This is a genomic window from Gardnerella sp. DNF01189 (assembly GCF_049244195.1).
GTDB classification, from domain to species: Bacteria; Actinomycetota; Actinomycetes; order Actinomycetales; family Bifidobacteriaceae; genus Bifidobacterium; species Bifidobacterium swidsinskii.
Window position 1 is genome coordinate 520,869 of the sequence record NZ_CP058385.1, and the last position, 21,170, is coordinate 542,038.

The 21,170-nt window shown below is 44.5% G+C and carries 16 protein-coding genes; 2 read left to right on the top strand and 14 right to left on the bottom strand.

The genetic code is table 11. The features are described 5' to 3' along the window. Window positions 1–407: 407 nt before the first annotated feature. The 5 genes from HXT41_RS02150 to hrcA all read right to left on the bottom strand — a co-directional run bounded on the left by HXT41_RS02150 (window position 408) and on the right by hrcA (window position 5,455). The gene (locus HXT41_RS02150; RefSeq protein ID WP_004108666.1) at window positions 408–1,238 is read right to left on the bottom strand and encodes an inositol monophosphatase family protein; all 831 of its coding nucleotides are present in this window, start codon (window positions 1,236–1,238) and stop codon (window positions 408–410) included. A gap of 226 nt (window positions 1,239–1,464) precedes the next feature. Further along, on the bottom strand, window positions 1,465–2,118 hold the full coding sequence (serB, locus tag HXT41_RS02155) for a phosphoserine phosphatase SerB (protein WP_004108662.1): 654 nt from the start codon (window positions 2,116–2,118) through the stop codon (window positions 1,465–1,467). A 25-nt stretch (window positions 2,119–2,143) separates the two neighbouring features. Then, window positions 2,144–3,127, bottom strand: coding sequence for a methionyl-tRNA formyltransferase (fmt, locus tag HXT41_RS02160; protein WP_004108659.1), 984 nt, complete (start codon window positions 3,125–3,127; stop codon window positions 2,144–2,146). Between the two features lie 69 nt (window positions 3,128–3,196). Continuing rightward, the gene (dnaJ, locus tag HXT41_RS02165) at window positions 3,197–4,348 is read right to left on the bottom strand and encodes a molecular chaperone DnaJ (protein WP_102703152.1); all 1,152 of its coding nucleotides are present in this window, start codon (window positions 4,346–4,348) and stop codon (window positions 3,197–3,199) included. Window positions 4,349–4,438: 90 nt separating this feature from the next. Then, window positions 4,439–5,455, bottom strand: coding sequence for a heat-inducible transcriptional repressor HrcA (gene hrcA / locus HXT41_RS02170; RefSeq protein ID WP_165845982.1), 1,017 nt, complete (start codon window positions 5,453–5,455; stop codon window positions 4,439–4,441). Window positions 5,456–5,674: 219 nt separating this feature from the next. On the opposite strand from hrcA, the gene tkt reads away from it, so the two are divergent. Both tkt and tal read left to right on the top strand, forming a co-directional pair. Then, a complete protein-coding gene (gene tkt, locus HXT41_RS02175) occupies window positions 5,675–7,774 on the top strand; it encodes a transketolase (RefSeq protein ID WP_416091166.1) in 2,100 nt (699 codons plus the stop codon). 220 nt (window positions 7,775–7,994) lie between these two features. Next, a complete protein-coding gene (gene tal / locus HXT41_RS02180; protein WP_116994688.1) occupies window positions 7,995–9,098 on the top strand; it encodes a transaldolase in 1,104 nt (367 codons plus the stop codon). A 259-nt stretch (window positions 9,099–9,357) separates the two neighbouring features. On the opposite strand, the gene HXT41_RS02185 is transcribed toward tal, so the two are convergent. The 9 genes from HXT41_RS02185 to HXT41_RS02225 all read right to left on the bottom strand — a co-directional run bounded on the left by HXT41_RS02185 (window position 9,358) and on the right by HXT41_RS02225 (window position 21,140). After that, window positions 9,358–10,989, bottom strand: a complete 1,632-nt coding sequence (locus HXT41_RS02185; RefSeq protein WP_012914255.1) for an RNA-binding domain-containing protein — start codon at window positions 10,987–10,989, stop codon at window positions 9,358–9,360. 260 nt (window positions 10,990–11,249) lie between these two features. Then, complete coding sequence (locus HXT41_RS02190; protein ID WP_116994687.1) at window positions 11,250–12,077, bottom strand: HAD hydrolase family protein; 828 nt, start codon at window positions 12,075–12,077, stop codon at window positions 11,250–11,252. Window positions 12,078–12,157: 80 nt separating this feature from the next. Continuing rightward, window positions 12,158–12,406 (bottom strand): preprotein translocase subunit SecG, encoded by a 249-nt coding sequence (secG, locus tag HXT41_RS02195; RefSeq protein ID WP_004127207.1) that lies wholly within the window; start codon window positions 12,404–12,406, stop codon window positions 12,158–12,160. A 52-nt stretch (window positions 12,407–12,458) separates the two neighbouring features. Beyond that, a complete protein-coding gene (gene tpiA, locus HXT41_RS02200) occupies window positions 12,459–13,256 on the bottom strand; it encodes a triose-phosphate isomerase (RefSeq protein ID WP_012914257.1) in 798 nt (265 codons plus the stop codon). Between the two features lie 164 nt (window positions 13,257–13,420). Continuing rightward, window positions 13,421–14,626 (bottom strand): phosphoglycerate kinase, encoded by a 1,206-nt coding sequence (locus HXT41_RS02205; protein ID WP_004108635.1) that lies wholly within the window; start codon window positions 14,624–14,626, stop codon window positions 13,421–13,423. A gap of 684 nt (window positions 14,627–15,310) precedes the next feature. Then, a complete protein-coding gene (whiA, locus tag HXT41_RS02210; RefSeq protein WP_012914259.1) occupies window positions 15,311–16,258 on the bottom strand; it encodes a DNA-binding protein WhiA in 948 nt (315 codons plus the stop codon). A 289-nt stretch (window positions 16,259–16,547) separates the two neighbouring features. Beyond that, complete coding sequence (rapZ, locus tag HXT41_RS02215) at window positions 16,548–17,423, bottom strand: RNase adapter RapZ (RefSeq protein WP_100066708.1); 876 nt, start codon at window positions 17,421–17,423, stop codon at window positions 16,548–16,550. Between the two features lie 80 nt (window positions 17,424–17,503). Then, window positions 17,504–18,697 (bottom strand): shikimate dehydrogenase family protein, encoded by a 1,194-nt coding sequence (locus HXT41_RS02220; RefSeq protein ID WP_076002916.1) that lies wholly within the window; start codon window positions 18,695–18,697, stop codon window positions 17,504–17,506. Window positions 18,698–18,719: 22 nt separating this feature from the next. Further along, the gene (locus HXT41_RS02225) at window positions 18,720–21,140 is read right to left on the bottom strand and encodes a primosomal protein N' (RefSeq protein ID WP_012914261.1); all 2,421 of its coding nucleotides are present in this window, start codon (window positions 21,138–21,140) and stop codon (window positions 18,720–18,722) included. Window positions 21,141–21,170 lie beyond the last annotated feature (30 nt).

Here is a 21,170-nt window from a genome sequence, read left to right on the forward strand (position 1 = left end):
ATATGCAATAATGCAGCAGCCAAACAAATTAGCATTCGCCTCTTTGTTTCATACCAATTTGCTATTTACACAACGCTTCATACTCTCTTAATACGTTTCAAGCATGCATAAAAATGTGCAAACTGACATTCGTACAAGTTATATGGTACTCAACTATTCATACATTGCAAACCTTTTCATGCAATAATTTGTGTAGCGTAAATCACATAATTCGCAAATCACGCATGAATACGTATAAATTACATGTTAAGACGTCATAATATTTATGAAAAAAAAATTACGATACGCCGCAAGATAATTGAATGCTTACGCAAGGCTACGAGTTACTTGCGTAATGTTATTGACTGCTTACGTAAGACTATTAACTACTTACGCAAGAATATTAGTTACTTACGCAAGAATATTGCTTATTTAAGATACGGCTTTAACTCGTTAATAAGCAAACCGTTAGAAGCAACTACGTCATTTTCGCGTCGCCAATGAATAGGGTTTCCATCCCACTGGCAAACCTGACCCTGCGCTTCTAGCACAACCACGGCACCAGCAGAAACAGCTGGAATATCCCAATGATGCAAGTGAGGCTCAAAATAAGCGTCATAAGTGCCATCTGCCACCTTGCACAAGTCGAGCGACGCAGGTCCAATACGCTTAATATCCGCAGGGCAGCCCTCTTCAACAGAAGCGACTACGTCAAGCGCGCGCTTAGATTCACCAGGTATATAAGACATTCCATAACAAACCACAGATCCTTGCAAAGTAGAAGTTGTGGAAGGCGTAATCTTCTCACGCTTCTCTCCTTGCGGAGTTCTACGAATACGAATAGCACCCTGACCCTTTGCAGCCAAATAAGTCAATCCCAACGCAGGAGCGTGCACAACGCCAAGAACCGGACGAGCGGAGCCTTCATCGTTAAACTCAAAAAGCGAAACCGTAAGAGTCCACTCAGCCATATCGCGATTAAAATTAATAGCACCGTCAACGTTTCCAACGCACCAAAAACGTTCTCCCGGATTGCATTGCTCCGGCTTAGTTTGCCAAAAACCTTGGAAAGGATTCACATAAGTCAAACGATTTTGAATAAAACGCACGAGCTTATCGCCAAAACCAGATTCAGATTTATTAGGATCACCCAACGCAATCGACGTCATATCTTGAGGGCTTAATTGATCCTGATACGCATGTTTACCAACATCTTCCAAAATACGCGCAACTTCAAGCGCAACTTCTCGTAAATTCAACTTACGCTCCCTACCCTAAATGCATAAATTCCCGTATTTATGCACACTCTCTCTCCCATAAATTAACTTTATTTTACTCAACAATAGAAAGATTCACCAACACATTTAAGCTCTGCGGTTAAAAGATACAGAACTTTCACAAAAAATTTAATCATTAATCTTTAATCATCATTCGCAATTTTACATTGCCTACGTACATTACTCAACTTTTACTTTTAAAAACGTATTAATTCGCATTCAAAAAACGCAAGACAGCGCTTAAATCGCGAGTAAGAATGCAGTAAGGAGTAGCCGCTTGAACTGTTGGTTTTGCGCAAAAAGCTACGCCTAATCCAGCGAATTTAATCATTGAAATATCGTTCGCTCCATCCCCCACTACAACAGTTTGTTCGCGATCAATTCCAAGATTAGTTACCCAAGTTCTAAGCGCTTCAACTTTTGCATTAGCATTAACAATATTTCCAAGTACGTTGCCAGTAAGCTTGCCGTCAATAGACTCTAAATGGTGAGCCGCCCAAAAATCAATATTCAAACTCGGCAAAAATTCGTCCAAAATCTCATGAAAACCGCCAGAAACTGCGCCAACTTTCCATCCGTGCGCATGAAGCGTGTCAATTAAAACATTCGCACCTTTAGTTACATGAATTTTAGAAATAATACGCTTTTTGCACTCGTCAATATTCAAATCGCGAAGCATACTCACGCGCGAACGCAAGGAAGTATCGAAAGTAATTTCGCCACGCATTGCTCGCGCTGTAATCGCAGAAAGCTCATCGCCGCATCCAGCTTCTGCACCGAGCAAATCGATAACTTCTTCCTCAATAAGCGTTGCATCAACATCCATAACCAAAAGCCCTGGTTTAGACAAAGTTGGCAACATCGAAGAAAAGTTCATAATCATAATTTTATGCGCAGTAAGCTGCTGCCGAAAGCCTAGCTCCGCGCGCCCAGTCTGCCGCTTTCATAGCTTTCTTTCCCTGCGCTTTTACTTCCAAAAGTTCAAGTACGCCGCTTAAAGTACCAACCCAAACTTGCTTCTTGCCAGCAAGCAATTTTCCAGGATCAAGCTTCATCAATTCCTCACCATGCGGATCGTTAGCATCTGCCGGAACTGCACGTAAAACATGCAAAGTAATCGGATCCGCATTATGTTCATCGTCCGCATGAAGCTCGCACCACGCGCCCGGATTTGGCGTACAAGCGCGAATTTGACGATCGACTGCAAAAGCTGGCGCATGAAAATCAATATGAGCATCTTCAACAGTGATTTTTTGCGCAACTTCTTGAGGAGTTTGATCTTGCTCAACCGGCACAATTTCACCAGTTTCCATGCCACGAAGAGATGCTGCAAGAAGCGGCGCGCCGTCGTTTGCAAGTCGTGCAAGAAGATCGCCAGAATTTTCGTGAGACTCAATTTTTGTAGTAAACTGCGCCAAAATAGGCCCACAATCCATGCCGCGCGTAATGCGAAAAACCGTAGCACCTGTAATATCATCCCCAGCCCAAATGGCGCGCTGCACAGGAGCTGCACCTCGCCATTGCGGAAGAAGCGAAAAATGAAGATTATACCAGCCGAGCGGCAACGCGTCTAAAACATTCTGTCGCAAAATCTTGCCGTATGCTACAACTGCTGCAGCTTTTGCACCGGTTGCCGCAAGCTGTTCAAGAAACACATCTTCATTTTTAGGATCCGACTCAAGCACTGGCAAGCCGAGCTCAAGAGCAGCCTGTTTCACAGGGCTTGGCACAAGCTTTCTACCGCGACCAGTCGGAGCGTCCGGTCGCGTAAGAACAGCGCGAACATCAAAATGCTCACTATCTTTAGTTAACTCGCGAAGAGACGGAACCGCAACTTCCGGAGTTCCAGCAAACAATATTGGTAATGCCATATTTCCCCACTATTTTAAATCAAAGCCGTAAATTAAAGCCGTTTAAAGCAGTAAATTAAATCCGTAAAATCAGCCGGCAAAAGCTTCCTTTAATTTACTAAAGAAACCTTTACGCTCACTCGACTGCTCACTTAACGAATGCTGCTGCACTTGCTTCATAGAACTATCATGCAATTTAGCAAATTTTTCAATCAAAGCACGCTCTTCATCATTCAACTTAGAAGGCGTTTGCACTAGCACATGAACCACGATATTTCCGCGATCTTTAGAACGAAGCTTCGTCACACCAAGATTTGGCAAAGTAATAGTGTCTTCATTTTGGCAGCCTGCAGGAATCGTTATTTTCTGAGCACCATCAAAAGTGTCGATTTCAAGGCTACGACCAAGAACAGCCCAGCTCATAGGAACTGTAATCCAACAATGCAAATCATCCTCGTTACGAGTAAATTGCTTATCTGCACGAATATGAATATCAACGTACAAATCGCCGGCAGGACCGCCGCACTCACCAACGCTTCCTTGGGAAGCTAAGCGCAAACGACTACCGTCACGAATTCCAGCCGGCACGTTCACTCCAACTTCACGAATTGAACGCACACGACCATGACCGTGGCAGTTTTGGCAAATATTCTTAATAATCGTGCCGTGACCTTCGCAATGCTCACAAGGCATCGAAGACATCATTTGACCGAGCATAGTGCGCACAACTTTTTGGCAGAAGCCAGAACCGTGACACACAGAGCACTGTTCTGGAGCGGAATTGTCGGCAGAACCGGAACCAGAGCAATCCTTGCAAACGCCAAAAGTAGTTAACCGTACGCTAACATTTCCGCCAAAAATAGCGGTTTTCAAATCAATACGAGCCTCAGCTAACGCATCATCGCCAGGCTGCACACGCGAAATTGGTCCTTGCGAATTACCGAAAGAACCGCCAAAGAACTGGCTGAAAATGTCGCCCATGCCCATATCTGCAAAACCAGCACCTGAAGCTCCGGCATTTCCTGCAGAAGGATCGTTAGGATCAACACCCATGTCTACCATTCGACGCTTTTCAGGATTAGAAAGCACGTCGTAGGCAGCATTTACTTCCTTAAACTTTTCTTCAAACTCAGCGCCTGCAATATCAGGATGATATTTGCGGCTCATTTTGCGATAGGCTTTGCGAATTTCGTCGTCGCTAGCATTGTGATCAACGCCTAGAACTTTGTAGTAATCAGTCAATTAATTCCCCTTTTACCTTTTTCTAAAATCATTCTTGCATAAGGCACAGCCAGACATAAGCCGAATAACCAGCCATAAACCAGCCACGTTTTATGAATTTTCGGATATAAACGAATTAAGGTAGCGCGCAACAGCCTTAACAGCAGTCATCGTTGCAGCATAATCCATATGCGTAGGACCAATTGATCCAATAAACGCAGAGTCAGAATCAGCATTGTATCCGTAAGTGCTTGTTACAACAGAAGCGTTAAGCAAACCAGGAGTGTGCGTTTCCGAGCCGATTGCAACACTAACACCACTTGCACAATCGCTTGCTTCCTCACTTAACGAAGTCATCAGTCGCATAATAACAGCCTGTTCTTCGAGTGCGTCAAAAAGTGAAGCAAAATCAACAATACTTTGTCTATGCGCAAGTTGAGAAGCTCCAGCCATATATAAGTCGTGAGTATGCTCACCGTCATGCATATCTTCTAAAGCGTTAGCAAGTTGACTAATAATTTGCAAAGCTGACGCTAAATCCTTGCGATTTGCGAGCGCATAAACGCGTTGTGAAGCAGATGAAAGAGATAGCCCAATGCAGCACTCATTAACCATATTAGTTAGATGCAATAAGTCATTTGAATTTATAGTAGTTGCTTGAATCATGTGCTGAGCTACGCCTCCAGTATCTGTAATCACAACAACCAAAAGCGTAGAAGACGATACTTGAACAATCTCAATTCTTTTTACTTTTGACTTAGACAATGCTGGAGATGCTACGAGAGCGACTTGACCCGTAATACTTGCAAGAAGACGCGCGGAACGTTGCAAAGTATCTTGCAAACTAACAGATCCGCTTAAAAAGTTACGTATAGCGCGACGCTGCGGTTCAGAAAGCGGAATAACAGAAGCCAAACCGTCAACAAAGTAGCGATAGCCTTTTTCAGTAGGAATACGACCTGCAGAAGTGTGCGGTTGAACAAGGTATCCCTCCTCTTCCAAAGCCGACATATCGTTACGAATAGTAGCTGAACTCACACCAAGCTGATGATGCTTTGCAAGAGCCGCAGAACCAACAGGCTCTTGAGAACGAATATAATCCTCAACAACTGCGCGCAAAATCATCATGCGTCGTGACTGCATTACCACTCCTTACAAACACTCTAAATACTATATTCCTATAGTAGTCTATTTCTTAGCACGCAACAGAACATAAAAGCAAACTTTTGACACACTTTGTAACATATTCGTCGCGCGCGAAAGATAGGATTGAAGGGCAATGAGAGGGTAAAAAGCCAGCGTAAGCTGTGCTTAAAAACCCGGATTATTGGAAGGAAAGTAGATCACATGACCGATTTCAACTGGTCTGCATTAGACGAGCGCGCCGTAAAGATGGCGAAGGTTCTCTCGGCTGATGCTGTTGAGCGAGCAGGACACGGACATCCTGGCTCCCCTGTTTCATTAGCACCGATTGCGTACACATTGTACCAGCATTTCATTAAGCACGATCCAGCTGACCCAAAGTGGGCTGGCCGCGATCGTTTTATTCTTTCTGGCGGTCACGCTTCGCTTACGCAATACGTGCAGTTGTTCTTCTCTGGATACGGCTTGACTCTTGACGATCTCAAGTATTTCCGTGGCGGTGCAGACACGCGTACTCCAGGTCACCCAGAATACGGCTTGACTCCAGGCATCGAAATGACTACTGGCCCACTCGGTCAGGGTCTTGCTTCTGCTGTTGGTTTCGCTTACGGCCAGCGCTTTGAGCGCGGTCTTCTTGATCCAGAAGCTCCAGCAGGCACTTCCCCATTCGATCACAAGGTTTGGGTTATCTGCGGCGAAGGCGACGTTGAGGAAGGCGTTTCTTCTGAAGCTGCTTCCTTGGCTGGAAACCAGAAGCTTGGCAATTTGACTGTAATCTTCGATGCAAACCACATTCAGATTGAAGGTGACACTAAGCTCACCTTCTCTGAGGATATTCTTGCTCGTTACCGTGCATACGGTTGGTACACCGATGAAGTTAGCTTCATCCAGCCAGACGGCTCCTACAAGGAAGACGTTCAGGCTTTGGCTGCAGCTATTGAAAAGGCTCAGGAAGTTACCGATAAGCCTCACTTCATTAAGGTTAATACTTTGATTGCTTGGCCAACCCCAGGCAAGACCAACAACGAAGCTTCCCACGGCTCCAAGCTTGGCGAGGAAGCTGTGAAGGGCTTGAAGGAACTTTGCGGTTTCGACCCAGAAGTTTCGTTCCCAATCGACGAAGAAGCTTTGGCTCACGCTCGCAAGGTTGCAGAGCGCGGCTTGGCTGCTCACAAGGCTTGGGACGAAGCTCTTGCAAAGTGGGCTGCCGCCAACCCAGATAAGGCTGCTCTTTACGAGCGTCTTAAGGCTGGCAAGCTTCCTGAAGGCTTCGACAAGGCTATTGACGACTTGGTTGCTGGCTTCGAAGTTGGCTCTAAGGTCGCTACCCGTAAGGCTTCCGGCGCAGTTCTTAACGCAATTGCTGCTGTTATGCCAGAACTTTGGGGCGGTTCCGCTGATTTGGGTGGCTCCAACAACACCAACATTAAGGGTGCTGACTCCTTCGGTCCATCCGAGGACGCAACTCGCACTTGGCCAAACGTTTCCGAGCATGGTCGTCAGCTTCACTTCGGTGTGCGCGAGTTCGCAATGGGTGCTATTACCAACGGTATTTTGCTTGGTTCTGACACTCGCCCATTCAACGGCACCTTCTTCCAGTTCTCTGACTACGAGCGCCCAGCAGTTCGCTTGGCTGCTTTGATGGAGATTCCAAATCTCTACGTTTGGACCCACGATTCCGTAGCTTTGGGCGAAGATGGTCCAACTCACCAGCCAATCGAACACTTGGCTGCTTTCCGCGCTATTCCTCAGCTTGAGGTTGTGCGCCCAGCAGACGAGTACGAAACTGCTGAAGCTTACCGTCACTTCTTCGAAAAGAAGAACAGCTACCCAACCGCCATGATTTTGACCCGCCAAGGCGTTCCAACCCTCGCTGAGACTGCTGAAAAGGCTCGCGAAGGCGTGAAGCACGGCGCTTACGTTTTGGTTGATTGCGAAGGCACTCCAGACGTAATCATCATGGCAACCGGTTCCGAAGTTCAGTGGGCTGTTGCTGGTGCCAAGACTTTGGCTGCTGAAGGCATTAAGGCTCGCGTTCTTTCCATGCCATCTCTCGAATGGTTCGAAGAGCAGGACGACGAGTACAAGGAAGCAATCTTGCCAAAGTCCGTTAAGGCTCGCGTTTCCATCGAAGCTGGCTTGGCATTGCCTTGGTACAAGTATCTTGGCGATTGCGGCAAGGCTGTTTCTATCGAACAGTACGGCTTGCAGGGTGACGGCGGTCAGAACATGATCGACTTGGGCATTACTGCTGAGCACGTAGTAGAAGCTGCTAAGGCTTCTATCGAAGAAGCTCGCGCCTAAGATAGCTTGACAAAAAGCAAGTAAGCAAAATAAAGCTTGATGTATCAAAATAAAATTGGTATGTCACAAAACTAGAAGTGCTAACGAAACACTTCACAAGAGACAGCGACGGCGTGTTGATGCCGAGCTACCGTTGGTTCGACATCAACCGCTGTTTCTTGTAAAAACGCCAAAATACCGACGTGCCCCAATTGGTGGAGCACAGTGTTAAGGAGATAACATGACTGAAGCAACGCAGCGCACCAGCGATTCCGGCGTTTCTATTTGGTTGGACGATTTGTCCCGCACCCGCATTGAGTCCGGCTCTTTGCAGGATTTGATTGCTAACAAGAATGTTGTTGGCGTTACTACCAACCCATCCATCTTCCAGAAGGCTTTGAGCCAGGTTGGTCCATACGATGCACAGCTTAAGGAACTCGGCAAGGTCGACGTTGAAACCGCTATCCGCGAGTTGACCACCACCGACGTTCGTAACGCAACCGATATCTTCCGCGAGATCGCTGAAAAGACCGACTTCGTTGACGGCCGCGTCTCCATCGAAGTTGACCCACGCTTGGCTCACGATACTGCTAACACTGAGAAGCAGGCTGAAGAGCTTTGGGCAAAGGTTGATCGTCCAAACGTTATGATCAAGATTCCAGCAACTTTGGAAGGTCTTCCAGCTATCACCGCTACCCTTGCTAAGGGTATTTCTGTGAACGTAACCTTGATCTTCTCCCTCGAGCGCTACGAGCAGGTTATCGACGCCTTCATCGAAGGTATCGCTCAGGCTGCCGCTAACGGCCACGACTTGAAGCACATTGGTTCCGTAGCTTCCTTCTTCGTCTCCCGCGTTGATACCGCTGTTGACAAGCTCCTCGAAGCTAACGGTTCTGAAGAAGCTAAGGCTCTTGAAGGCAAGGCTGCTGTTGCTAATGCTCGCTTGGCTTACGAACTCTTCGAGAAGAAGTTCGCAGCTGATCCACGTTGGGCTGAGCTTGAAGCCAAGGGTGCTAAGAAGCAGCGTCCACTTTGGGCTTCTACTGGCACCAAGAACGCAGCTTACTCCGATTGCAAGTATGTTGACGAGTTGGTTGCTGAGCATGTTGTTAACACCATGCCAGAAAAGACTTTGAACGCTCTTGCTGATCACGGCAACGGCGCTGCTTCCGTTAAGGGCACTTACGAAGAGAGCCACGCTGTTATGAACAAGCTCGCTGAGCTTGGCATCAGCATCAAGGACGTTACCGACAAGCTTGAGGCTGACGGTGTTGCCGCCTTCATCAAGTCTTGGGATTCCGTGATTGCTGACGTGCAGTCCGGCATCGATCGCGTAAACGCCTGATTTGATTAATCAGTAATAAATAAACATAAACCGCACATGTTCGTGGATTAATTCACACATGTGCGGTTTTTGTTTGCGGAGCACTCCAAACGAGAGGAAAACTCCCTACAATTGGAGCACTCAAGCAGATTAACCAACTGAGAAAATAACGGTGATTACTTGCCAGAAAGAGTTTGCCAGCGAGATTTGGTTAAAACGTTACGATAGCGCACGCGAGTTTCGTGCATAAGCGATTAATTCACACATGTGCGGTTTTTGTTTAACTGCGGTTAAAAACGTAGGTAGTAGCTCGACCTTTTCCACAAACTGAAATATCTCCTCTACTAACTAAATCAGATAACAATTGCTTAGCCTTGGTACTACCCACGTTAAGAATATTTTGCACTTGCTCACGCTTTATTGTTCCATGATTATGTACTGCTTCAATAATCTTTTTATAGCAATCGTCAACGCTCATACGTTTATGCGAGTTATTAGAATCTTGCGAAAGTGAATTTGTAGTAAGTTCTGAATTATAAGTACCGTTCACTAAATTCAATGAATTAGCATTAAGTTCAGTTTTGTTTTTTGAAGAACCAGATACAAAGTTATTCTTATCGCTTACAAAAAATTCAAGAGTAGTACGGTCTGGATTAAAGGACTCACTTAACATTGGATAGCGTATTCCAGCCCAATCACAACCAGCTCTCATAGCATCAAATCCGCTTCCAGCACGTTCAACAACAGAAATCAGCGCGAACATTTTAAGCAGTGCTGGATTCCGAGAATCAGAAAAACCTCCAGCTAAAGCCACTTCTACAGGCATACGTAAGCAACCCGGGTTTGCAAAAGAAAGCTTAAAACCATCATTTGCGCTATTTGTTTCTATAGAAGATTGTGAAGAACCATCAACATCAGTACTCACAGCATCATTATATGTAATAACAGTATTACCTCGCATATAATAATCAGCATGAATCAACGTGTTTGCAAGGGCTTCTCTAACTGCCATATGCAACGGAGTATCATCAACTCGTAATGACTGCGAATTAAGCAAAAATGGTACATCAATTTTACGAGAAAGACGCTGCCATACAATACTCCAAAAATCATAAAGATTTCCACTCCACGAACCATCCGAGCTGACAATCCTATGACTCCACCTACTATCAGCATTGGTAATTTCTCTGTAGTCGAGAAAATAGTACGGAAATTCCGTAATAATGCACCACTCCTGACCAAACATTAAAAGACCCGATCGAGTAGGATGCAATTTATTCGACTCGTCTTTTGCTAACGCTCCGATTCTCATAAGAAATTCATCTGTATCAAGCGTAAGCCAAGGATGTTGAGGACGCACTGCACTTAGCATATTGCGGTAAGAGCGCACAGTCTCCATATCAAAATCGTCAACACTGTGTTGCAACAGTGGAGATTGATCCATAGAATTTACGCTCGAACCATTGTCTCTGACCATCGCTTGATACTCTTCTTGCGAACATTTGTAGTCGCCTTCGAAATTACGACGATACGTACCGCCTATAGGATTTCCATTAATATAAATCGGTTTATCAGAACGATTTGCTCTTGGAACGGTTATGCGAATAATAGATTTGTTATCATCCATCTGTTCAATAGAAATATTTTCTTCAATAAGAATATTCGAACTAATTTTATTCTTATTATTTAGCGTATCCCAAATATCTTTTACCATATGTTCAGGGTTATTTACGCCAACAAGCTGTAAATTATGCTGAGCATCTTCGCCTACACCCAGCAAGATAGTTCCACCATTCGTATTAGCAAAAGCACAATACGTTTCCCACATACTTCTCGGCGTACCGTTTGAAGCCGCTTTCGCTTCTAATTGATTACTCTCTCTTAGTAAAGACAGCGAATTTATATTGAACATTGCAGTCTCGCTTCGTAAGTTAGGTTTGTTGCAATATCGTTTTTAGTTAAGTTTGTATTTATATTTGCATTTAAAATCGGACATTTTAAAGCTTAAAAATATTTTTTGCGTCCGATTTTACATCCTTTTCGTCCGATTCTACTTGTTTTGCGTCCAAAAAACAAGAAAACGTCCGTAAATTTTGCCTAAACGTCCGTATTCTGTAGAACGCGTCCGATTTACTGCTATTTGCGTCCGATTATGATGATTGCAATAAACCGCTAGAGCAATTCGTTTTGAAGCCAGCTGGCAACACCGTCGTCATTGTTGGAATCGCAAACTTCGTCCGCAATCGCAAGCAAACGCGGATTACTATTCGCCACCGCTACCCCATAACCACCAGCACGGAACATGTCGATGTCAATAATATCGTCGCCAAAAACAACTGTGCGGCTCGTCTTTACGCCCAAACGATCGCAAATAACGTTCAGCGCGTGTCCTTTGTTTGCAAGAGGATTCGTGAGCATCCACAACACGTCTTCGCTAATATGCAATGAAAAATCGCTTGGAAGAATGCTCTGAAGTTTTTCCTTCTCACTCTCTCGAGGAACAATAATAATCTTGTCTGCAATGCCACTCGGAACATTAGAAAAATCGGTAATAATAAAATCCTGCTCGTTCCAAAGCATACGAACATCAAAATTAGTGTAACGAACATCGTTCATAACAATACCAAGACGGAGTGTAGGTATTTTATCAAGCAATTGCAGGCAAACATCAGCAGCAAGATTAGAGTCAAAACCAAAGCGAGTAAGAGTATCAATGCTTCGCTGCGAAGTAAGTTCAGAAACAGTGCTGTGAGCGCAATCAAAATCAATAAGAGCACCGTTTAGATACGCGCAAACTTGAGCTTTTAAATCGTGAACAAAATCAAAAGCACTTCCAACAGGACGAGCCGTAATAATAGCAAGCGGAATCCCAGATTCATGCAAACGCTCAGCAGCTTGCATAGTTTCGCGGCTTAAAAAGCGGCCTTCAAAAGTATCGGAATCGTGAAGCATAGTGCCGTCAAGATCAGCAATTAATAAAGAAGGAGAAAAACGAAGCATTGTAAGGACCTAAATAAACGAAGCCAAATAAACAAAAAGCGCACAATCTACTGACCATACGCTTTTTACAAAAAGAATACTTAAATTAGAGAGAACTTAGTCATTAAGTTCAAAATAACAATTACCGCAACCCAAATCAGTGCAATAATCACTGTCCAACGGTTCAAATTCTTTTCTGCAACACCAGAACTACCGGCGTTCTTCGTTAAACCGCCGCCGAACATGTCGGAAAGGCCGCCGCCCTTGCCCTTGTGCATCAAAATCAACAATGTTAACAAAATGCTGGTGAGCACAAGCAACACTTGCAAAACAATTTTCAGAGCGGACACAAGTAACCTCCTGTCTTAGAGTACCCGATTAATCTTAATAAGAACCGTTGACCTATAGACGCGATTGTGCTGCGGTGAGTCGCACAATATTCGACAACTCCTCTGCATCCAAAGAAGCTCCACCAACCAAAAATCCGTCAACATCAGGCTCAGCAATAAGACTTGAAGCATTAGAAGAAGTTACAGATCCGCCGTAAAGAATACGAACAGTATCTGCAACATCGTCACCGAACGTAACGCGCAAGTCTTCACGAATAGCCAATGCAGCTTCCTGAGCTGAGTTAGCAGTGGCAACCATACCCGTACCAATTGCCCAAACTGGCTCGTACGCAATAATTAAACGCTTAGCTTGCTTCGCATCCAAATCGCGCGTTACATCATGCACTTGCCCTACAGCAAAATCCAGCGCAACACCCTGTTGACGTTCTTTAAGACTTTCACCAACGCAAAGAATTGGCTGCATTCCTGCGGCAAGAACAGCTCGAACTTGATCAACTATATTTGCATCATCTTCAGGATGATACTTGCGTCTTTCAGAATGACCAACAATAACCATTGAACATCCAAGACTTGCAAGCATATCTGCAGAAACATCACCAGTAAAAGCACCTTGAGCAGTAACAGAAACAGCTTGAGCTCCGTACAATATTGGCAAATGGTCAGACTCAACAAGAACTTGCACGCTTCTTATTGAAGTAAAAGAAGGCATAAGTGCAATTTCACAATCGTGATAGTCGTAATGCGCGTCACGCAGTAGCCACGCAAATTTTTGTATAAAATGCGTTGCTTCGCGGTGATTGAAGTTCATTTTCCAATTACCTGCGACTAGCGGCTTTCTTTTAACAACCATAATCACCCTTAAAAATTGAGGATTGAAGATTAATAGTATTGCGCAAATTAGTGTTATGCCGACCTCGATTTACAAAACGGATTCATAAAATCGAAAGTCGGCATAAGCGGAAATATTTAGTTTATACTTGCTCGCGTAAATACTACTTACTCAAGCAATATTACTTACTCAAGCACACTCAAACCTGGAAGAGTCTTGCCTTCCAAGAACTCGAGAGAAGCGCCGCCGCCAGTAGAAATGTGCGAGAAGCCATCTTCTGGGAATCCAAGGTTGCGCACTGCAGAAGCAGAATCACCACCGCCGACTATAGTGAAAGTGCCGTTCTTAGTTGCATCGACCAAGCCCTGAGCTACAGCGCGAGTACCGGCTGCAAACTCTGGAACCTCGAACACACCCATAGGACCGTTCCAAACAACAGTCTTGGAGTCAACAATCTTGTCGTGGAAAAGCTTCTGAGAGTCAGAACCAATATCCAAGCCCATCTTGTCTGCAGGAATAGCGTCTGCTGGAACTACTTCTGGAGCAACTGGAGTATCCCCTGCTGGGAAGCCAGCATTCACAACAATATCAGTTGGAAGCACAAGCTCAACGCCATTCTTCTTAGCGGTTTCAATGTATCCCTTAACCTTCTCGAGTTGATCCTCTTCAAGCAAAGAAGTACCAACTTCGTGACCCAAAGCCTTGAGGAATGTGAACACCATACCGCCGCCAATAACAAGACGATCAGCCTTAGAAAGCAAGTTTTCAATAACGCCGAGCTTGTCGGAAACCTTAGAGCCGCCGAGAACAACAGTCAAAGGACGCTCTGGGTTTTCAGTTGCGCGAGAAAGTGCCTTAACTTCCTTTTCAACAAGCAAGCCTGCAGCTGCTGGAAGATCGGCAGCAACATCGTAATTTGAACCCTGAGCGCGGTGCACAACACCAAAGCCGTCGGAAACAAACACTTCGCCAAGAGAAGCAATCTTCTTAGCGTAAGCTGCGCGCTCGGAAGCATCCTTGCTGGTTTCTTCCGCGTTGAAGCGCACATTTTCAAGCAAAACAACGTCGCCATTATTCATGGCAGCTACCTTAGCTTGAGCATCTTCGCCGTAAGTGTCTGCAGCCAAAACAACATTTGTGCCGAGCAATTCACCCAAACGCTGCGCAACTGGAGCCAAGGAAAGCTCTGGAACAACCTGACCCTTTGGACGACCAAGGTGAGCCATCAAAATCACCTTAGCACCCTGCTCACGCAAAGCCTTAATGGTTGGTAAAGCAGCACGAATACGACCATCATCAGTAATCGTCGTACCCTTGAGAGGAACGTTAAAATCAGCGCGAACCAATACGCGCTTACCACTCAAATCTCCCAAATCTTTCAGTGTCTTCATTGGTATCCTTTCCAAACCATATTGGCTTACCATATTTGACTTACATACTGGCTTACCGTGCCGGCTTACTTCGTTCAACAAAACGCAAAATCAGCCTCAAACATCAACACATTGCCGGGTGCAATTATACCGCACATCTTCAACAATCCCTATGAACAACGCAGCTTTGCACCAGTGCTCTGCTGACGTTGCGTCTGTAGCTTTGCAGTAATGCTTCTGCGAAAAGTGGTTTTGTAGCTTTGCAGTTGCGCTTTGCAAACGTTGCGTCTGAAGCTTTGCAGTAATGCTTTGCAAACGTCGACTATATGTTGCTTAGTGAACTTTGACATTAATGCTCTGCAGACGTTGAGTATTTATTGCTTGGCGAACACTAACATCGGTGCTGCTGCACACTCCACACCAATCACTCTTCCTACCACACCAAAAACAACTGCGATTGGAATTAACGAGTGAGGGGTGGGTGTTGCTTGGTCGAGCAATATAAAAGCGGAACGATAGTAATAATCTTGTTGACGAATACTATTTTTGCAGAGAAAGTAAGTAAAAAACTAAACTTAACTACGCAACCGCTAAGTCCAAGTAAGGTATAAGAGCGGAGCGCTGCGAGACAAGTAACACCCACCGCTCACAGCCACATAAAAAAACCCGCCAGCCAATACAGCTACAAACCACGCAAAATCAGCATTAAAGCTGCTGCATACGCGACTTCTCAACCTTCGCTGAAAGCTGCAAAAGTCTACGAATTCGCCCTGCAATCGCATCCTTTGTAATAGGAGGATCAGCCAAGTGACCAAGCTCTTCCAAACTTGCGTCGCTATGCTCAAGACGAAGCTTTCCAGCCATCAACAAATTATCTGGAATATCGTCGCCCAAAATATCGAATGCGTGACGAACCTTTTCGCATGCCTCAGCAGCAGCCTTAGCACTACGACGCATATTCGCATCGTCAAAATTAGCCAAACGGTTTGCTTTTCCGCGAGCTTCACCGTCCGAACGCTTACCGGTCCATTCGCGAGCAGAACGAGGAGCACCAATCAAAATCAACATTCGCTCAATTGCGTCAGAATCGCGCAACGTCACTCGCTCAGAGCTACGAACCTGACGAGCCTTGGCGCTAATGCCAAGTCGCGCCGCCATAGTTTGCAAAGCATTTGCAGCCTCATGAGTTGGGCAAACAACTTCCAAATAGCTAGCTTTGCCAGGGTCGGAAATAGCACCGTGAGCCAAGAAAGCACCACGCCAAGCTGCTTTGATTTGGGCGATACTTCCACCAACAATCTCAGGTGCAAGACCTGCAACAATTCTCATACGTCGATCAAGAAGACCAGATTGCAAAGCCAGTGCTGCAGCACCACGCTCAACTACCACGTCATAGCGAACTACAGTGCCCGTAGGAGTTTGCCGAGAAACTTGAGCAATTGTTGCTTCCCTCTGGAAATAAGTTTTCAATACCTCAACAAGCCACTGAGCTGCGCGCTGAGAATCCAACTGAGCGCGAATAACAGCTTGATTATTTACTGGCCTTAAGCCGCCAGCAAAGCGCATCATTGCTGCAGCTTGAGCCATAATGACAGTCGGGAGCTCATTGTTGTTTGAAACGAGTTCATTTTTGACGTCGTCAAGAAGAGCCAAGGGACAACCTCCTACTTTTGTTCTTCTTAAAATATGAGTGCTGTTGGGTACTTGCATGATGCTGTGGCACACGACATGCCCGGCTTTCTGTGATACAGAATACGTTGGACATTTTACCGGTTTTTGCACATGCTTTACATGCTTTTAGTACAAGATTTTTTATATTTTATATAATTTACACAATTTTTATTTAATTTTTTAATTAATTTTAATTGATTAGTTTCATAATCGCATTTCACTACTTTACTTTTTCACTACTTTACTTTTTGCTACTTTACTTCTCCACTTATTATGATCTTCTCTGTAGCTCTCTTGCAGATACTGTAACTTGCAAACCGTGCAATCTCAAACGTCTAGCAAGCTCAATACTTACGGCAACAGAACGATGCTGACCGCCAGTACATCCTACAGCAATAGTCACGTAATGCTTGTCTTCTTTAGCGAATCCGTCGATAGCTGTAAGAAGCGCATTTTCGTAAGAATCTAAGAATGTAATTGCCGCAGAATTCGATAAAACATAATCTTGCACAGCTTGATCCTTACCTGTAAGCTCCCTTAATTCAGGAACCCAGAAAGGATTCGGCAAAAATCGCATATCGGCAACAAAATCAGCGTCCATTGGCATGCCGTATTTAAATCCAAAGCTGAAAATATGCACAGAAACAGTAGAAGAGCCTTTTCCAAGCAATCCTTCGTAAAGCTTTGTAGAAAGTTGGTGAATACTAAGTGCAGAAGTATCGATAATAATATTTGCGCAATCTTTCAGATGACTGAGCAGCTCTCGCTCTTCTAGAATACCGTCAATAAGTCTGCCACCGCGCTGCAAAGGATGCGGTCTACGCACAGACTCGTAACGTTTGATAAGCACAGCATCTGAAGCATCTAGAAACAGAATTCGCGTTTTTACACCAAGGTCATCAATATGCGCAAGAACTGCAAACAGGTCGTCGAAATATCCTCTAGAACGCACGTCAATAACAGCAGCAAGCTTATGCACTTTAGAACCGGATGAAGTCATCATATCTACTAGCGGTATGAGCAGTTTTGGCGGAAGATTATCGATAACATACCATCCCATATCTTCCAACGCGTTAGCAGCGTGCGAGCGCCCAGCTCCGCTCATGCCTGTAATTAGCATAACTTCAAATCTGTCAGATAGTTGCATACTAGTCGACGCGGAACGTTGCGTAGTATGTTGCGCATCACGTTGCACATCACTTTGCGTAGTATGTTGCGTATTATCGCTCATAATGCCTCCTGTAAGGCTTTTCGCATGAGACTACTTAAGTCATCGTAATATCTAGCCTTGTCAGCACTAGGTTTATAACCAAGCTCAGAACCAGTCTCAGCACAATCCTCAGCGCCAGTCTTAGCACAATTCCCAAAATTTTCTTTAGATTGCCTGTACTCAATCGTCATAAGACTTACTTGTGCTAAAGCTTGTTGCAAAAGCATTTCTTCTCCGCCAATAGCGCAACCGTATTGTTGCCATACACTAAGTAGCATGCTTGGGCGAGGATCGTAAACTACGTCAAGCAATGTTCCTAATTTCGTTTGATTATTCGCACTATCTTGACAGTACGCTTTCAACGCAAGCGCAATTGGATCTGCTACATGCGCTGGAACTGTGCTTATGACTATGTCTGCTTCTGCGATTGCACGAACAGCTTCGAGTGAATTTAAAGATTTCAAAATGAGAGATTTATCACATTCTGACAATTTTTCTGCACTCAATTTTTCTGCGCTATAGTCTGCAAATTTTGAAAATACTTCTTCGCTTATTGTTGGGAACTCAATACCTTGCACAGGCTCATACATAGCGTCATTTTCTTCGCTTTTATTATTTTGACCTATGCTTATTTTATTTGGAAAATCAGCGCAATACTTTTGTATAAGATTATTAAAACGTTCAACGCCTTTTACACTACCGTCATCTTCAGTTCTAGCAACAACTTGCACTTGCTCAAGCTTTGCTACTTGCGCAATTTCAATTAAAGCTGCCAATGCAGAGGACGCAGTGTTGCCACTGCCAATAATAACAGCCTTTTTTACTTCGCATATACGCTCATGTAATGCTTGCATAAATGTTATTAATATGCCACTTACGTCAGTGTTGTATAGCTTTATTTGCGATTGCGAAGCGGTTGCTGGGTTGCTAGTAAAAACTGCAGTATTTGCCACGTTAAGCGCGCGCGACCAGTAGTCGCAAGGTGTACCGAGTTTCATTACGGTTTTTTTAAGCGGCATAGTAAGGCTTAAGCCTTTCCAAGAATCGTCAAGATGCGCAATAAAATCGCGAAGCTCTGTTTCGCTTACTTTTTCCTTACTATATTGCCAATTTGTAAGACCTAAAACCTTATAAGCCGTGTTGTGAAGCACAGGAGACAGCGAATGCGAAATAGGATCTCCCAAAACTGCGCAATGATATGTTTTTAACATTTTTCTCTCCCCTATTAGTAAGTTAGTACGCTAATAAATCTTTTGGATCAACACAAAAACGCAACTCTCCTGCAGCACGTGTTGCTACGTGACGAGCTACTTCCTTGTGCAATCGGTTCACTAATTCTTGTCTTAAATAAAGCGGAACTCTTACTACAGCTTTTACACGGTCGTAAATATCGTCAAAATGCTGGTATCTGTCTGTAACAGGCGGATGCATTGGAACAATTCCTAATAATGGAGAAATTGCTGAAAAATCAGCATCTTGACTACTTTCGCACCCAAGATTTTCTTGCATTGCACCAATGTTTTCAAGCGCACGCATAACCGCATCACGAGCACCCCATACGCATGCTGCAGTTACACAAGGCGGCAATATTGCTTGAGCTCTTTCTGAAAGCTCATTGCAAGAAAGTTGAGTCGTATCCCACAATGTAAGCGCACGCGCAAGAACAGGATACGTTTCGCCAATCAAAAGCACACTTCCTCCGCGCGCTCTAGGAGCACATAAAGCAGAAGCTTTCATCCACGAATTAAGTGTATCTATTCGCGCATCAAGCCCCGAAGCGTACAAACTTACCCACGTATCGAGTATTGCTACAACACCATATTCTCCGTTACAATTTGCGTCTTGCGTTTGTACGCGAGGCTCACATCCAGGAGTTGCAACAACAATTACAGGTTTTTCATCAATACACTGGATAATTCCGTTCGGTTGGTGTTGTGACGAAATAATAATAGGCACGTTGCGAAATAGTTTAGATAATTCTTCTGCAACACCAGCAGCGCCAACTTGTATAACTCGCATATTGCTACTGCCACAATTAGAACAAGACCAATTTATTGCACTAGCACCACACCACGAGCAACGTGCTGTTTGCTGACTATTTGCAACATCGAGAGGCCCGGTACATCGTCTACAGCGCGCTTGACGTTTGCAAGAAGAGCATATAGCCGATTGCGTCACGCCATCTTGCGCAATAGAAAGCAGCACAGGCTTACCATCCGAAAGAGCATCATTAATAGCTCTTACTGCGCTATGCGGTATGCGAGCGCCAATACTTGGGTCAGCTAATTTCAATAAAGCTTCACGATTAAGCCAACGAACCCACGGAACTAACTTTTCGCGAGCAAGTCTACTCGCACTTACAGGGATGCTAGATCCGCTTATTGTTTCAGCAGTTTTAGCAGATTGAGTAGTTTGAATAACTTTAGTAGTTTGAACGGATTGCTCACCTTGCGCATCTTGCGCATTCGACATATAGCAGTCTACTTCACTTTGACTAAGCGCGCTTCTGGAATACGACATTGACACAAATACGCCGCCATGCCTTTTCGCACGAAGCCGCATAACGCCACGCGCTTGAGCATACGGCATCATGCCATCAGCATATTGGTACGCGCAATCTTCAACAATCGCAAATAAAGCATCTCCCTCAACTGGAGCATACATTGCAGCTCTAGTGCCAAGAACGCAAGGAACTATTCCGGACGCGATTGCACGCCAAGCTCTATATCTATCAGCTGGAGGATCCGCAGCACAAAGTCGAGCAACATCGCCATCAAAACTTCCAGCAGAAAAACCACGATGATTCTCACTGACGCGCTTATATGGCTTTAATCCGTAAACCATTAGCGCGCGCATTACATCATTTACTTCTCTTAGCGTCGGCAAAACTACAACAGCTTGCTTACACGCGCTTAAAGCAGTGACAATCATCCACGCTAAATCTTGTGCAAGTCGGCAAGAACCTGGTAAAGCGTCTACAATAAAAGATTGAGAAGAATTATTTTCTGCTTGCTTGACTAATTGATTTTCTGTTTTATTTTCACTAAAACTTGCGTCAATAGATTTTTTGATTAATGCATTGTATAAAATATTTGCATTTTCGTAATCATAAATCATGCGAGAAGTTGTAGCGTAACCTGGGTTTGTATTGTTATCGTTTTGCAAACGCTTCTTAAGATTTTCACGCCACTGTTTTCTGCGTTGCAAGCGTATGTTGTCAAAAACTTCCTCATGCTCAACACGAGCTACGCGTTGAGGCACAGCAAGACGCAAAATATTTGAGCTAGTTCCACCATAAGCTTTAGCTATGGCGTCAATATCGTCTCGCAAAGATTTAGAAAGCAAAACATCTGAAGGAAACACGCGCTCTAAAAATCTTAAAGCAGTATGAGGGGTGTCTGTATGCGAAGAACGAGACCAAATAACTCCAGTGAGCTTTTGTGCTCCAAAACGAACGCGTACAAACGCCCCAGGCTGAGCAGATTCATCTTGATCTTGCGATATCAAGTAATCAAAAGTACGACCTAAATGTGAAGCTTGAACATCAAGCATCACATGCGCAATAGGGCATTCATTAGCAGGCACTAGAGAAACAGCATTGCGCTTACGTCTTGTTTTACGCGCTAAGCCGTCTAGCGAAGGTTGCTCTGCCATAAATAACCCTTAGTTTTACTTGAATTACAT

Excerpts from the sequence above, each read along its gene's own strand:
- serB (WP_004108662.1), bottom strand. The coding sequence starts at position 2,118 with ATGTTGCCAACTTTGTCTAAACCAGGGCTTTTGGTTATGGATGTTGAT.
- fmt (WP_004108659.1), bottom strand. The coding sequence starts at position 3,127 with ATGGCATTACCAATATTGTTTGCTGGAACTCCGGAAGTTGCGGTTCCG.
- hrcA (WP_165845982.1), bottom strand. The coding sequence starts at position 5,455 with ATGATGATTTTGCGCGCAGTTGTTGAGGATTATATTCGTTCTCAAGAG.
- tkt (WP_416091166.1), top strand. The coding sequence starts at position 5,675 with ATGACCGATTTCAACTGGTCTGCATTAGACGAGCGCGCCGTAAAGATG.
- tal (WP_116994688.1), top strand. The coding sequence starts at position 7,995 with ATGACTGAAGCAACGCAGCGCACCAGCGATTCCGGCGTTTCTATTTGG.
- HXT41_RS02185 (WP_012914255.1), bottom strand. The coding sequence starts at position 10,989 with ATGTTCAATATAAATTCGCTGTCTTTACTAAGAGAGAGTAATCAATTA.
- HXT41_RS02190 (WP_116994687.1), bottom strand. The coding sequence starts at position 12,077 with ATGCTTCGTTTTTCTCCTTCTTTATTAATTGCTGATCTTGACGGCACT.
- tpiA (WP_012914257.1), bottom strand. The coding sequence starts at position 13,256 with ATGGTTGTTAAAAGAAAGCCGCTAGTCGCAGGTAATTGGAAAATGAAC.
- HXT41_RS02205 (WP_004108635.1), bottom strand. The coding sequence starts at position 14,626 with ATGAAGACACTGAAAGATTTGGGAGATTTGAGTGGTAAGCGCGTATTG.
- rapZ (WP_100066708.1), bottom strand. The coding sequence starts at position 17,423 with ATGCAACTATCTGACAGATTTGAAGTTATGCTAATTACAGGCATGAGC.
- HXT41_RS02220 (WP_076002916.1), bottom strand. The coding sequence starts at position 18,697 with ATGTTAAAAACATATCATTGCGCAGTTTTGGGAGATCCTATTTCGCAT.
- HXT41_RS02225 (WP_012914261.1), bottom strand. The coding sequence starts at position 21,140 with ATGGCAGAGCAACCTTCGCTAGACGGCTTAGCGCGTAAAACAAGACGT.